This is a genomic window from Azospirillum rugosum, assembly GCF_017876155.1.
GTDB lineage: Bacteria > Pseudomonadota > Alphaproteobacteria > Azospirillales > Azospirillaceae > Azospirillum > Azospirillum rugosum.
Genome location: NZ_JAGINP010000034.1, coordinates 17,528 through 30,535 on the forward strand (window position 1 = coordinate 17,528; position 13,008 = coordinate 30,535).

A 13,008-nucleotide genomic window follows, 5' to 3' on the forward strand; every position below is an offset into this window, starting at 1 on the left:
TTTACAGTCCGGTGTGGGCCTTGAACGCCAAACCCAGCAAATCCGCGGGGTTCGTCACTTGGCATCCCGTTTGCTCATAGGACGGCAAACAAACCAGCGACCAACCAGCGACCTCGGGGGCCTTTCATGCGCGTCATCGTTCTCGGCAGCGGCGTCATCGGAGTTTCCACCGCCTACTATCTGGCGAAGGCCGGGCACGAGGTCACCGTGATCGACCGCCAGGCCGGTCCGGCGCTTGAGACCAGCTACGCCAACGCGGGCGAGGTGTCGCCGGGCTACTCCGCCCCGTGGGCAGCGCCGGGGCTGGTGCTGAAGGCCGCCAAGTGGCTGATGATGAAGCATTCGCCGCTGGTCATCCGGCCGAAGCTCGACCCGGCCATGTGGTCCTGGATGATGAAGCTTCTCGCCAACGCCAACGAGCGCTCCTACGAGATCAACAAGGCCCGCATGGTGCGTATCGCCGAATACAGCCGCGACTGCCTGAAGGCGCTGCGCGCGGAGACCGGCATCCACTACGACGAGCGGGCCAAGGGCACGCTCCAGGTTTTCCGCACGCAGAAGCAGGTGGACGCCGCCGCCACGGACATGGCCGTGCTCGACCGCTTCAACGTGCCCTACCAGCTGCTGGACGTGGCGGGCTGTGCCGCCGTGGAGCCGGCGCTGGCGCTGGTCAAGGAGAAGATCGTCGGCGGCCTGCTGCTGCCGGGCGACGAGACCGGCGACTGCTTCCGCTTCACCAACGCGCTCGCCACGATGGCCGAAGGGTTGGGCGTCGAGTTCCGCTACAACGTCGGCATCAAGAAGCTGGAGGGCGACGGTCGCCGCGTCACCGGCGTGGTGACCGACGCGGGCACGCTGACGGCCGACGCCTATGTGGTGGCGCTCGGCAGCTACTCCCCGATGCTGGTGAAGCCCTTCGGCCTGAACCTGCCGGTCTATCCGGTGAAGGGCTACTCGCTGACCCTGCCGATCACCGACGCGGCCGGCGCGCCGGAGTCGACGGTGATGGACGAAACGCACAAGATCGCGATCACGCGGCTGGGCGACCGCATCCGCGTCGGCGGCACGGCGGAGCTGACCGGCTTCGACCTGACGCTGCGCCCCGGCCGCCGCGGCCCGCTGGACCATGTGGTCAGCGACCTCTTCCCGACGGGCGGCGACCTGTCGAAGGCGGAGTTCTGGACCGGCCTGCGCCCCAACACGCCGGACGGCACGCCGATCGTCGGTCCGACGCCGGTGCGCAACCTGTTCCTGAACACCGGCCACGGCACGCTCGGCTGGACCATGGCCGCCGGTTCGGGCCGTGTCGTCGCCGACGTGGTCGGCGGGCGCCAGACGGAGATCGACATGGACGGCCTGACGGTCGAGCGCTACGGCCGCCCGGCCGACGCGACCCGCACCCGCCCGGCCGTCGCCGGCGTGGCGCGCCCGACCGCCTGACGACAATCGTAACAGGACGTCCATGCCGGCTGTTCTCGCCGGCATGGACGGTTTCGTTTCCGAACCATGGCCCACCACGGAGGCCGAGGCCCGCGCCGTGCAGGAGCGGCTGCGCCGGCTGGTGGTGACGCGCGACGACTTCGGCCCGCTGCGCCGCATCGCGGCGGTGGACGCGCATTTCAGCGCGGACGGCAGCGCCACATGGGCGGCGGTGGCCGAACTGGACGCGGACAGCTTGGAATTGACCCGCTCCGTCCTGCTCTGCCAGCCCACGCGCTTTCCCTACATCCCCGGCCTGCTGTCCTTCCGCGAGGCGCCGGCCATGGTGGAGGCCATTGGGCTGCTGCCGGAGCCGCCGGACCTGCTGGTCATCGACGGGCAGGGGACCGCGCACCCGCGCCGCTTCGGCCTGGCCTGCCACGTCGGCGTGCTGACCGGGCTGCCGGCCATCGGGGTCGCCAAGTCGCGGCTGGTCGGCCGTTATGAGGATCTGGGCGAAACGCGCGGCTCCCGCGCGCTGCTCTGGCACCGGCGGGAGGTCATCGGGGCGGCGTTGCGCACCCGCGACGGCACCAACCCCCTGTTCGTGTCGCCCGGCCACCGGGTGGGGCTGGAGACCTGCATCCAACTGGTTCTGCGTTTCGCGCCGCGCTGGCGCTTGCCGGAGCCGATCCGCCTCGCCGACGCCCTGTCGCGCATGCATGGCTGATCCCATTCGGAATTCGCGCGGAACCCCAACGGATTAAGGCCGGTTGCTTCGGCATGAGGCCAACCGAGGAGAGGATCCCATGGCACAGAAGCTTCAGAACAAGACCGTCGCCGTTCTTGCCACCGATGGCTTCGAGCAGGTGGAACTGACTGAGCCGGTCAAGGCGCTCCGCAACGAAGGCGCCACCGTCCACATCGTGGCGCCGAAGGGCGGCCAGATCCAGGGCTGGAACCACCACGACAAGGGCGACCGGGTGAACGTGGACGAGACGCTCGACCAGGCCGACCCGCAGAAGTTCGACGCCCTCGTCCTGCCGGGCGGCGTGATCAACCCCGACGCGCTGCGGCTGGAGCCGAAGGCGATCGACTTCGTCCGCGCCTTCGTCCAGTCCGACAAGCCGATCGCGGCCATCTGCCACGGCCCCTGGACGCTGATCGACGCCGACGGCGTGAAGGGCAAGCGCATGACGTCCTGGCCGTCGCTGAAGACCGACCTCAGCAACGCCGGTGCGGCCTGGGAAGACACGTCGGTGGTGACCGACCACGGTCTCGTCACCTCGCGCAAGCCGGATGACCTGCCGGACTTCTGCCGCAAGATGGTGGAGGAGTTCGCGGAAGGCCAGCATCCGGGCCACCGCCACGCGGCGGAGTGAACGGGGCGGGAGGTCTCGCCCCCTCCCTAACCCTCCCCCTCTTCGAGGTGGAGGGGACTGCCGCCGCTCCCGGAAAACCCTCCACCTCGCAGAGGGGGAGGGAGGGGCCCACGCAGTGGGAGGGAGGGGGTGACTACGCCGACATCAGCGGCGACAAGCCGTTCTGGATCGCCCAGACCGCCGCCTGCGTGCGGTTCTGGGCGTTGATCTTCCGCATCACGTTCTTGAAGTGCATCTTCACCGTGGATTCCGTGATGTGCAGGTTGCGGGCGATGGCCTTGTTCGACTGGCCCGCCAGCAGGCAGCGCAGGATCTGCACCTCCCGCTTCGACAGTTCGTTGTTGGTCGGCTGGATGCGCTCCGGCGCCGGATGCTCGTTCGCGTTGGCGATCAGCAGGCTGGCGACATGGGTCGGGTAGACCACCTCGCCCAGCATGACCAGTTGCAGCGCCCGCAGCAGCGATTCGCTGGACATCGACTTGTTCAGGTAGGCGTCGGCCCCGGCCTTCAGCGACAGCGACAGCGTCCGGTCGGCGATGGCATCGGCCAGCACGACGATGCGGGCGCCCGTGGCGCCGCGCAGGCGCTTGACCCCGCCGACATCCTCCCCGGCGCCTTCGCCGAGCGCCACCACGATCAAATCCGGCTCCACCCCCTGCCCAATCGCCGCCTGCGCGTCGTCGGCGTTCGCAGCGTGGTGGCACACGCGGAAAGGCCCGCCACTGATGAGCGTTCCGAGCGCCGCCGAAAACAGCTTATCATGGTCAACGAGCATGACGTTCCAAGTTTTCATCGAATCCCCTCCGCGACGCCGCCGGCACGGGCGGCGTGCAACGTCGATCGTAGTTTGGTACTGCCCGGAAAAAGGAAAAATACCGCCTTTATTGTTCCGAAAAAGCATACTTTACGCTGGTTGTCGCAATGATTTATACGAGTGGACAGGGAGTGGCGCAAGGCGGTTGGATAAAGTTTAATGTAGAAGGGGCTGTTTGGAACAGGGAGCGCGCCGCTTCGCCTGCGAAACGCCCAAAAGGGTAAGAGTTATACTTTTTCGCCGGACAAGGAAGTCGAGCTGAAGCAGAGCCGTTTTAACGAGTTCTACGACGGTTCCTTTGGTCGCGACGGCTTGATGAGGTGTTCATACAATGGAAGTGCAGCTGCAAACGCGCGGCAAAGAGCGTGCCCTGGCACACAAGGCGCAAACCTTTCTGGTGGTCGACGACCACCCTCTTGTCCGGCATGGCTTCGCGCTGTCGGTGGGGGAGATTCATCCCGACGCCCGGGTGCTGGAAGCAGGCTCGCTGGAAGAGGCGATGTCCATCGTCGACCGCACGCCCGACCTGACGCTGGTGCTCTTCGACCTCAACCTGGGGGAACGCAGCGGCCGCGACGGCGTGCGCCGGATGGTGGAGGCGTTGGGCAGCCGCCCACTCCTCGTCATCTCCGGTTCCGACGAGGTGGCGGACATCGTGGACAGCGTGCGGCTCGGCGCCCGGGGCTACATCCTGAAGACGAGCTCCACGGCGGTGCTGGAGCACGCCATCTCCCTGGCCCTGACGGGGGAAACCTTCCTGCCGCTGCCCCGCGCGGTGCTGTCCGGGAACGTGGCGGCGGAAGCCTCGCGGCCGACGGGCCAGATCCTCGACCGTCTGACCGACCGTCAGCGCGACGTTTTCCAACTGCTGCTGGCCGGCCATTCCAACAAGGAGATCGCCCGCGAGCTGGGCGTCCTGGAAGGCACGGTGAAGGTGCATGTCCGCGCCATCATGCAGAAACTCGGCGTGCGCAACCGCACCCAGGTCGCCGTGGTCGCCGCGCGCAGCGGTTGCTTCCCCGACGAGACCTGACCACGTGACCTGACCGGTCGCTTGTCGGCCGGCGCGCCCAAAAACCGGTCAGACCCTTCACCCCTGCCTTCCTCTTGAGCGGGTGACGATCCTTTTTGCGTTGCACCGTCCGGGGACTCCGGGCTGGTACGGGACTTGCGTTTCTCCCGCGGCAAGTCCCCGCACCGGGAGCAACGGACCATGAAGCAGAACAGCCGAGCCGCGACCCTCGCCCGCACCGCCGACCTTCGGTTTCTGTTGACCCACGCCCTGTTCGCCGGCGCGGCGGTCGCCGCCGCCATCGGTGCCTGCTGGCCGCGGTGAGGCCGCCCCTCGGTCCTAAACCTTTCTTTGTGGGTACGGCGCCCGGCCGGCGTTGCGGGCGCGAACGGGATTCCGGCACAATGTGCGAAAGGCCCCCAAGGAAGGGCGCCCGACGGGAGGGGCAATGACGGGTTCAGTGCGATTTGTGCTCGGCGGACGGGTGGTGGAGGTGCGCGATGCCGACCCGACCACCACCGTGCTGCAATGGCTGCGCGCCAACGGCCGGCCGGGCAGCAAGGAAGGCTGCGCGGAAGGGGACTGCGGCGCCTGCACCGTGGTGCTGGGCGATCTGGGGGCTGACAACCTTGGAGCAGGCGGCCGGCTGCGCTACCGCTCGGTCAACGCCTGCATCCTGTTCCTCCCGATGATCGACGGCAAGCTGCTGCTGACCGTGGAGGATCTGGCGGCAGAGGATGGCGAGCTTCATCCCGTGCAAACGGCGATGGTGACCAGCCACGCCTCGCAATGCGGGTTCTGCACGCCGGGCTTCGTGATGGCCCTGTTCGCGCTGTACCACACGGAGCGCGCGCCGAAGGACGACGCCATCCACGACGCGCTGGCCGGCAACCTGTGCCGCTGCACCGGCTACCGCCCGATCCTGGACGCCGCCCGCGCGGCCACCGCCGACCGGGCGGAGGACCGGTTCGACCGTGCCGAGGAGGGGATCGCCGCGCTGCTGGAATCCATCCGGCGCGACACCCGGCTGGAGGTCAGCGGTGGCGGCAACGGCTTCCACGCGCCGCGCACGGTGGACGAGCTTGCCAGGCTCGTGGCCGCGCACCCGCACGCCACGCTGGTGGCCGGCGCCACCGACGTGGGCCTGTGGGTGACCAAGCAGGGCCGCCGCTTGGCCACGCTGATCCACCTCGCCGAGGTGGCGGAGCTGCACCGCATCGAGGAGCATCCCGACCGGCTGGAGGTCGGCGCCGCCGCCACCTACACGGAACTGCTGCCGGTGCTGTGCCGTCGCCTTCCGGAATTGGCGGACCTCGTCGGGCGCATCGGGGCGGCGCAGGTCCGCAATTCCGGCACGCTGGGCGGCAACGTCGCCAACGGCTCCCCCATCGGCGACAGCATGCCGGCCCTGCTGGCGCTGGGCGCCACGCTGGTGCTGAACCACGGCGGGACGCGGCGGGAGCTTCCGCTCGACCGCTTCTACCACGGTTATCGCAAGAGCGACCTGAAGCCCGGCGAGTTCGTGGAGCGCATCCGCATTCCGCTTCCCAAGCCCGGCCAGAGGTTCGCGACGTGGAAAGTGTCCAAGCGGCGCGACCAGGACATCTCCGCCGTCTGCGCCGCCTTCCTGCTGACGCTGGACGAGGGCGGCCGGGTGGCGGACCTGCGCACCGGCTACGGCGGCGTGGCGGCGACCCCCGCCCGCGCGGCGGCGCTGGAGACGGCGCTGGCCGGGCAGCCCTGGACGGCCGACGCGGTCGCCGCGGCGCTGCCGGCGCTCGACCGGGACTTTCAGCCCATCACCGACATGCGGGCCAGCGACCGCTACCGCGCGCTCGTGGCGAAGAACCTGCTGGTGCGTTTCCATCTCTCCACCACCGGCGCCAAGGCGCCTTCGCTGGAGGCGGCCCATGGCTGACGGCGGCACCCTTCCCGAGACGTCGGGCATCCATCCGATCAGCGGCGGCGTGCATCTGGGCATCGAGCATGAGAGCGCCCGCAAGCACGTGACCGGCACCGCGGCCTACACCGACGACATCCCGGAACTGCCGGGGACGCTGCACGTCGCCGTGCACCTGTCGGCGAAGGCGCACGCGCGCATCCTCGGCATGGACCTCAGCCGCGCGAAGCAGGCGCCGGGCGTCCACGCGGTGCTGACCTTCGACGACGTGCCGGGCGAGGGCGACATCGGGACGGTCATGCCCGGCGACCCGGTGCTGGCGCCCGACATGGTGGAATACGCGGGGCAGGCCGTCGTTGCCATCGCCGCGGAAACCCTGCTCCAGGCTCGTGCGGCGGCCCGGCTGGTGGAGGTCTTCTACGAGGAGCTTCCGGCCATCCTGACCGCCGAGGAGGCCCTGGCGAAGGACAGCTTCGTGTCCCCCAGCCTGACCTTCACGCGCGGCGACGCACCGGCCGGGGTCGCGGGCGCGCCGCACCGGCTGACGGGGAAGCTCGACGTCGGCGGGCAGGACCATTTCTACCTGGAAGGCCACATCGCCTACGCGATCCCGAAGGAGGACGGCGACCTGTTGGTCCACTCCTCCACCCAGCATCCGGCGGAGGTGCAGCACGCGATCTCCAAGGTGCTTGGCCGGCCGATGCACGGCATCGCGGTGGAATGCCGGCGCATGGGCGGCGGCTTCGGCGGGAAGGAAAGCCAGCCGGCGCAGATCGCCTGCATCGCGGCCTTGCTCGCCAACGCCACGAGGCGCCCCGTCAAATTCCGCATGGACCGCGACGACGACATGGCGATGACCGGCAAGCGCCACGACTTCCATGTCATCTACGACGTGGGATTCGACACGGACGGGCGCATCCAGGGGCTGGAGATGGACCTCGCCGGCCGCTGCGGCATGTCGCTGGACCTGTCCAACGGCGTCGTGGACCGCGCCATGTTCCACGCCGACAACGCCTATTACCTGCCGGCCGCGCGTGTCACGGGGCACCGCTGCAAGACCCACACGGTGTCCAACACCGCCTTCCGCGGCTTCGGCGGGCCGCAGGGCGTGATCGCCATCGAGCATGTGATCGACGAGATTGCCCGCAAGATCGGCAAGGACCCGCTGGACGTCCGCCGCGCCAACCTCTACGGCGGGCCGGGGCGTGACCTTACCCCCTACGGCATGCCGGTGGAGGAGCCCGAGATCCTGGCGGAGCTGCTTGACCAAATCGAGCGCGACAGCGACTACCGCCGTCGGCGGGAGGAGATCGACGCCTTCAACGCAAAGAACACGGTGCTGAAGAAGGGGCTCGGCCTGACGCCGGTGAAGTTCGGCATCTCCTTCACCGTGAAGCACCTGAACCAGGCGGCGGCGCTGGTGCACGTCTACACCGACGGGTCCATCCAGGTGAACCACGGCGGGACGGAGATGGGGCAGGGCATCCACACCAAGATGGCCCAGATCGCCGCCCAGGAATTCCAGATCGACGTCGATCGCGTGAAGGTCACCGCCAGCGCCACCGACAAGGTCCCCAACGCGCCGCCGACCGCGGCGTCGGCCGGCACTGACCTGAACGGCATGGCGGTGCGCATCGCCGTGCGCACGATCAAGGGCCGGCTGGTCGATTTCCTGGCGCAGCACTGCCACACCGCCCCGGACAAGGTGGAGTTCCGCGACAACGCGGTCTTCGCCGGCAACCATGCCATGACCTTCCCGGAGGTGGCGAAGCTCGCCTACCTGAACCGGGTGTCGCTGTCCTCCACCGGCCATTACGCCACGCCGAAGATCTGGTGGGACCGGGAGAAGTGCGAGGGCCGGCCCTTCTTCTACTTCTCCTGCGGAGTCGCGGTGACGGAAGCGCTGATCGACACGCTGACCGGCGAGTACAAGTTCCCCCGCGCCGACGTGCTGCACGATTGCTCCGGCAGCATCAACCCGGCCATCGACCTGGGGCAGGTGGAGGGCGCCTTTGTCCAGGGCCTTGGCTGGGTGACGTCGGAGGAGCTGTGGTGGGACCAGCAAGGGTGCTTGCGCACCCACGCGCCGAGCACCTACAAGATCCCCACCTCGCGCTCGCTGCCGGAGGATTTCCGGGTGTCGCTCTACACCGCGCGCCCGAACCGGGAGGACACCGTCTTCCGCTCCAAGGCGATCGGGGAGCCGCCGCTGATGCTGGGCATCTCCGCGTGGCTGGCGCTGAAGGACGCGGTGGCGGCGGTCGGCGGGCACAAGCTGCCCGTCCACATCGACGCCCCCGCGACGCCGGAGCGCGTGCTGCTGGCGGTCGAGGACGTGAAGGCGAGGATGGCGGCGAGTGGCTGACAACCATTTACAAGCTCTTGGGACGAAGAAGGTCGCGGTCCATGGTGCGGCGACGGTGCGGTTCGAGCATCGCCACGGGGCCACGCGCCTCGCCACGCTCTACCACCACGACCCGCTGCGCGTGCTGCTGCCCGACCCGCGCGCTGGCGACCTGCCGGTGGCGGTGCTGGTGACGACATCCGGCGGGCTGGTCGGCGGCGACCGGCTGGACATCGCCCTGTCGGTCGGGGCGGGGGCCGCGGCCCTGGTCACCACCCAGGCGGCGGAGAAGGTCTACCGTTCCGCCGGACCGGACTGCCGCATCGACACGCGCGTGACCGTCGAGGCCGGCGGCTGGCTGGAGTGGATGCCACAGGAGGCCATCGTCTTCGAAGGCTCCCGCCTGCGCCGCCTGACCCGGCTGGAGCTGGAGGGCGACGCCCGCCTGATCGCCGGGGAGATGCTGGTCTTCGGCCGCGCCGCCTTCGGCGAAACGGTCAGCCGCGGGCTGGTTCGCGACGCCTGGGAGGTGGTCCACGACGGCCGCCTCGCCTGGGCCGACGCCCTGCACATGGACGGCGATCTCGCGGATACGCTGGCGCATCCGGCCGGCTTCGGCGGCGCCGGAGCGTGCGCCACGCTGCTGCACGCCGCACCGGACGCCGGCACCCACCTGGACAGCCTGCGCGCGGCGGCGGAGGGGCTGGAGGGCGTGCGCATCGGCGCCACGGCCTTCGACGGCCTGCTGGTCACCCGCATCCTTGGCGGCGAGGCCCTGGCCGTGCGCCGCGCCTACGCGGCACTGTGGTCGCACCTGCGGTCAGCGGCGGCAGGACTGCCGACGCGCTTGCCGCGCCTGTGGGAGGTGTGAGTGAGCATTCCGTACGCCATAGAGGCGTTTGCGACACGTTGACGGCTATGCAACGTTGACAGATGGGAATAGCGTGTGTCTATTCGCGACGCTGATCGAATGTGCGGGGGAAGTCCATGAACACCTACCGGGACAACTATGAAACGTTGCCCGATGCCGAGGGGCTTGGGCATGTCACCATGAACAACGACAGCGAGGCCATCGATTACAAGGCGCGGATCGCCCATGTTCAGGCGTCGCAGGACTATCTAACGGCTCGTGCGAAGCGTATGGCTGCCAGGGTCGCCCAGCGCTCCACCGAGGAATGATGGCGTCGCCATACTTGTCGGTGTGGCGGCGCAGTTTCCTCGTCACCTGCGGCCAAGCCGCGGCTAAAGGTCTTGAGGACCATCCGTCGAAACCAGTCTTTTCCGAAGATAGTCTGCATCTCGACGCGATCGTGACGCGCTACGGCGAATTGCGGGAGCAGTTTGTGTCGCAGCACGGTATGGTCGGCGGGCTGCTTGCGAACCACAAGGTCGCGGCACTCTACATCTCGATACTATCGCGAACGCCACCGGAGCATTTGTTCACTTTTACCCACGAGACACCGATCGGTGAACGCCGCCTCGCGCTCGCGGCGATGATGAACGCCGTGGTTCTGGGCGTTCTTCAGATCGATCCTGCCACGGTCAACGAAGCGCTCCAGGACGACCTTGAGTATTGCCTGCTTAAGGAACCTCCCTCCAACCTGGAATGGATTTGCTTCGGCATGCACGCGCTCTGCCGTCATCTCGGACGTCCCACCAACATCAAGAATTACTGACACCCATGCTTTCCGTCCTTCTCCGTGTCAAAACGGGATTGGCGCGGCGCAGCATCGTGGCATAATCCGCCTTACGATTTGGGTAGGCGGAGAGACACCCCCATGAACCTGACACCGCGCGAGAAGGACAAGCTTCTCGTCGCCATGGCCGCCGTCGTGGCGCGGCGCCGGCTGGAGCGAGGCGTGAAGCTGAACCACCCGGAGGCGGTGGCGCTGATCACCGATTACGTGGTGGAAGGTGCCCGCGACGGACGCACGGTGGCGGAGCTGATGCGCGACGGCGCCACGGTGATCACCCGCGACCAGGTGATGGAGGGCGTGCCGGAGATGATCCACGAGATCCAGGTGGAGGCCACCTTCCCCGACGGCACCAAGCTCGTCACCGTCCACCAGCCGATTCGCTGACGGGAGGCCTCATGAAACCCGGTGAAATCATCCCCGCGGCGGGCGAGATCGAGCTGAACGCCGGCCGCGACACGGTGGAACTGGACGTCGCCAACGCCGGCGACCGGCCGATCCAGGTCGGCTCCCACTACCATTTCTTCGAGACCAACGAGGCGCTGAAGTTCGACCGCGACAAGGCGCGCGGCTTCCGCCTGGACATCCCGGCCGGCACGGCCGTCCGCTTCGAGCCCGGCCAGACCCGCCATGTGCGGCTGGTCGCCTACGCGGGCAGCCGGGTGGTCATCGGGTTCAACGGCAAGGTCAACGGCAGCCTGTAAGGGGCGCCGAGCGGGGAGCAGGGACATGGTGCATCGCATCGACCGGGCCGAATACGCGGCCCTCTACGGCCCCACCGTCGGCGACCGCGTGCGGCTGGCCGACACCGACCTGATCGTGGAGGTGGAGAAGGACCACACGATCTACGGCGAAGAGGTCAAGTTCGGCGGCGGCAAGGTGATCCGCGACGGCATGGGGCAGGCGCAGACCTCGCGCCAGGGCGGCGCCGTGGACACGGTCATCACCAACGCGCTGATCATCGACCACTGGGGCATCGTCAAGGCCGACATCGGCATCACCGGCGGCCGGATCGCCGCCATCGGCAAGGCCGGCAACCCGGACGTCCAGCCGGGTGTGACCATCGTCGTCGGGCCGGGGACCGAGGTGATCGCGGGCGAGGGCAAGATCGTCACCGCCGGCGGCATCGACGCGCACATCCACTTCATCTGCCCGCAGCAGGTGGACGAGGCGCTGTACAGCGGCGTCACCACCATGCTGGGCGGCGGCACGGGGCCGGCCGCCGGAACCTCGGCCACCACCTGCACGCCGGGGCCCTGGCACATGGCCCGGATGCTCCAGGCGGCGGAGGGGCTGCCGATCAACCTGGGCTTCTTCGGCAAGGGCAACGCCAGCCGCCCCGACGCGCTGATGGAGCAGATCGCCGCCGGCGCCTGCGGCCTGAAGCTTCACGAGGACTGGGGCACCACGCCCGCCGCCATCGACACCTGCCTGACCGTGGCGGAGGAAACCGACATCCAGGTGGCGATCCACACCGACACGCTGAACGAGTCGGGCTTCGTGGAGAACACCATCGCCGCCTTCAAGGGCCGCAACATCCACGCCTTCCACACGGAAGGGGCGGGCGGCGGCCACGCGCCGGACATCATCAAGGTGGCGGGCCTGGGCAACGTGCTGCCCAGCTCCACCAACCCGACGCGGCCCTTCACGGTGAACACGGTGGACGAGCATCTGGACATGCTCATGGTCTGCCACCACCTCAGCCCGCGCATCCCGGAGGACGTGGCCTTCGCCGAAAGCCGCATCCGGCGCGAGACCATCGCGGCGGAGGACATCCTGCACGACCTCGGCGTCTTCTCCATGCTGAGTTCGGACAGCCAAGCCATGGGCCGGGTGGGCGAGGTGATCATCCGCACCTGGCAGACCGCGCACAAGATGAAGGTCCAGCGCGGCCGCCTGCCGGAGGAGACTGGCGAGAACGACAACTTCCGCGTCAAGCGCTACGTCGCCAAGTACACGATCAACCCGGCCCTGTCGCATGGCGTCGCGCACGTCGTCGGCTCGGTGGAAGTCGGCAAGCTGGCCGACCTCGTCGTCTGGTCGCCGGCCTTCTTCGGCGTGAAGCCGGACATGGTGCTGAAGGCCGGCACCATCGCCGCGGCGCTGATGGGCGATCCCAACGCCTCCATCCCCACGCCGCAGCCGGTGCATTACCGCCCGATGTTCGGCGCCTATGGGCGCTCGCTCCAGGCCAGTTCGCTGACCTTCGTCAGCAAGGCCGCGCTGGAGAACGAGGCGGTGCGGTCGTTCGGGCTCCAGCGGGAGCTGGTGGCGGTGACGGGCGTGCGCGCCGTCGGCAAGAAGCAGATGATTCACAACGATTCCACACCCCACATCGAGGTCGATCCGGAAACCTACGAGGTGCGCGCCGACGGGCAGCTCCTGACCTGCGAGCCGGCCGACGTCCTGCCCATGGCGCAGCGGTACTTCCTGTTCTGAGGTT

Annotated in this window: 14 protein-coding genes; 13 read left to right on the forward strand and 1 reads right to left on the reverse strand. The window is 68.5% G+C overall.

Features of this window, described 5'->3' with window-relative positions:
• The first annotated feature begins 63 nt into the window (after positions 1-63).
• The 3 genes from J2851_RS32290 to J2851_RS32300 all read left to right on the forward strand — a co-directional run bounded on the left by J2851_RS32290 (position 64) and on the right by J2851_RS32300 (position 2,801).
• Positions 64-1,440 (forward strand): D-amino acid dehydrogenase, encoded by a 1,377-nt coding sequence (locus J2851_RS32290; protein WP_343206628.1) that lies wholly within the window; start codon positions 64-66, stop codon positions 1,438-1,440.
• 22 nt (positions 1,441-1,462) lie between these two features.
• On the forward strand, positions 1,463-2,149 hold the full coding sequence (gene nfi / locus J2851_RS32295; RefSeq protein ID WP_209772165.1) for a deoxyribonuclease V: 687 nt from the start codon (positions 1,463-1,465) through the stop codon (positions 2,147-2,149).
• Positions 2,150-2,228: 79 nt separating this feature from the next.
• Positions 2,229-2,801 carry a type 1 glutamine amidotransferase domain-containing protein gene (locus tag J2851_RS32300; protein ID WP_209772167.1) on the forward strand — a complete coding sequence of 191 codons (573 nt, stop codon included), beginning with the start codon at positions 2,229-2,231 and terminating at the stop codon, positions 2,799-2,801.
• A gap of 133 nt (positions 2,802-2,934) precedes the next feature.
• Here J2851_RS32300 and J2851_RS32305 read toward each other — a convergent pair whose 3' ends face one another.
• Entirely contained in the window at positions 2,935-3,594 is a 660-nt protein-coding gene (locus tag J2851_RS32305) for a LuxR C-terminal-related transcriptional regulator (RefSeq protein ID WP_209772170.1), read from the reverse strand.
• A gap of 352 nt (positions 3,595-3,946) precedes the next feature.
• Here J2851_RS32305 and J2851_RS32310 point away from each other — a divergent pair, with 352 nt between their 5' ends.
• The 10 genes from J2851_RS32310 to ureC all read left to right on the forward strand — a co-directional run bounded on the left by J2851_RS32310 (position 3,947) and on the right by ureC (position 13,004).
• The gene (locus tag J2851_RS32310) at positions 3,947-4,648 is read left to right on the forward strand and encodes a LuxR C-terminal-related transcriptional regulator (protein ID WP_209772172.1); all 702 of its coding nucleotides are present in this window, start codon (positions 3,947-3,949) and stop codon (positions 4,646-4,648) included.
• 180 nt (positions 4,649-4,828) lie between these two features.
• Positions 4,829-4,951 carry a hypothetical protein gene (locus J2851_RS36460; RefSeq protein ID WP_281416122.1) on the forward strand — a complete coding sequence of 41 codons (123 nt, stop codon included), beginning with the start codon at positions 4,829-4,831 and terminating at the stop codon, positions 4,949-4,951.
• A 124-nt stretch (positions 4,952-5,075) separates the two neighbouring features.
• Positions 5,076-6,545 carry a xanthine dehydrogenase small subunit gene (gene xdhA, locus J2851_RS32315; protein ID WP_209772175.1) on the forward strand — a complete coding sequence of 490 codons (1,470 nt, stop codon included), beginning with the start codon at positions 5,076-5,078 and terminating at the stop codon, positions 6,543-6,545.
• Positions 6,538-8,892: a xanthine dehydrogenase molybdopterin binding subunit gene (gene xdhB, locus J2851_RS32320; protein ID WP_209772179.1), complete on the forward strand. Its 2,355-nt coding sequence runs from the start codon at positions 6,538-6,540 to the stop codon at positions 8,890-8,892. The genes xdhA and xdhB overlap by 8 nt, the downstream gene beginning before the upstream one ends.
• Complete coding sequence (locus J2851_RS32325) at positions 8,885-9,742, forward strand: urease accessory protein UreD (protein ID WP_209772183.1); 858 nt, start codon at positions 8,885-8,887, stop codon at positions 9,740-9,742. The genes xdhB and J2851_RS32325 overlap by 8 nt, the downstream gene beginning before the upstream one ends.
• A gap of 116 nt (positions 9,743-9,858) precedes the next feature.
• Positions 9,859-10,050 (forward strand): hypothetical protein, encoded by a 192-nt coding sequence (locus J2851_RS32330; protein ID WP_209772186.1) that lies wholly within the window; start codon positions 9,859-9,861, stop codon positions 10,048-10,050.
• Positions 10,050-10,547 carry a hypothetical protein gene (locus tag J2851_RS32335; RefSeq protein WP_209772189.1) on the forward strand — a complete coding sequence of 166 codons (498 nt, stop codon included), beginning with the start codon at positions 10,050-10,052 and terminating at the stop codon, positions 10,545-10,547. Before J2851_RS32330 ends, J2851_RS32335 begins: the two co-directional genes overlap by 1 nt.
• A gap of 102 nt (positions 10,548-10,649) precedes the next feature.
• Entirely contained in the window at positions 10,650-10,952 is a 303-nt protein-coding gene (locus J2851_RS32340; RefSeq protein ID WP_209772192.1) for an urease subunit gamma, read from the forward strand.
• Between the two features lie 11 nt (positions 10,953-10,963).
• Positions 10,964-11,269 carry an urease subunit beta gene (locus tag J2851_RS32345; protein WP_209772194.1) on the forward strand — a complete coding sequence of 102 codons (306 nt, stop codon included), beginning with the start codon at positions 10,964-10,966 and terminating at the stop codon, positions 11,267-11,269.
• Between the two features lie 25 nt (positions 11,270-11,294).
• Positions 11,295-13,004, forward strand: coding sequence for an urease subunit alpha (gene ureC / locus J2851_RS32350; protein WP_211114506.1), 1,710 nt, complete (start codon positions 11,295-11,297; stop codon positions 13,002-13,004).
• Positions 13,005-13,008 lie beyond the last annotated feature (4 nt).

Bases quoted from the DNA above. Each gene is read 5' to 3' on its own strand.
- nfi (WP_209772165.1), top strand. From the start codon at position 1,463: ATGCCGGCTGTTCTCGCCGGCATGGACGGTTTCGTTTCCGAACCATGG.
- J2851_RS32300 (WP_209772167.1), top strand. From the start codon at position 2,229: ATGGCACAGAAGCTTCAGAACAAGACCGTCGCCGTTCTTGCCACCGAT.
- J2851_RS32305 (WP_209772170.1), bottom strand. From the start codon at position 3,594: ATGAAAACTTGGAACGTCATGCTCGTTGACCATGATAAGCTGTTTTCG.
- J2851_RS32310 (WP_209772172.1), top strand. From the start codon at position 3,947: ATGGAAGTGCAGCTGCAAACGCGCGGCAAAGAGCGTGCCCTGGCACAC.
- J2851_RS36460 (WP_281416122.1), top strand. From the start codon at position 4,829: ATGAAGCAGAACAGCCGAGCCGCGACCCTCGCCCGCACCGCCGACCTT.
- xdhA (WP_209772175.1), top strand. From the start codon at position 5,076: ATGACGGGTTCAGTGCGATTTGTGCTCGGCGGACGGGTGGTGGAGGTG.
- xdhB (WP_209772179.1), top strand. From the start codon at position 6,538: ATGGCTGACGGCGGCACCCTTCCCGAGACGTCGGGCATCCATCCGATC.
- J2851_RS32330 (WP_209772186.1), top strand. From the start codon at position 9,859: ATGAACACCTACCGGGACAACTATGAAACGTTGCCCGATGCCGAGGGG.
- J2851_RS32335 (WP_209772189.1), top strand. From the start codon at position 10,050: ATGGCGTCGCCATACTTGTCGGTGTGGCGGCGCAGTTTCCTCGTCACC.
- J2851_RS32340 (WP_209772192.1), top strand. From the start codon at position 10,650: ATGAACCTGACACCGCGCGAGAAGGACAAGCTTCTCGTCGCCATGGCC.
- J2851_RS32345 (WP_209772194.1), top strand. From the start codon at position 10,964: ATGAAACCCGGTGAAATCATCCCCGCGGCGGGCGAGATCGAGCTGAAC.
- ureC (WP_211114506.1), top strand. From the start codon at position 11,295: ATGGTGCATCGCATCGACCGGGCCGAATACGCGGCCCTCTACGGCCCC.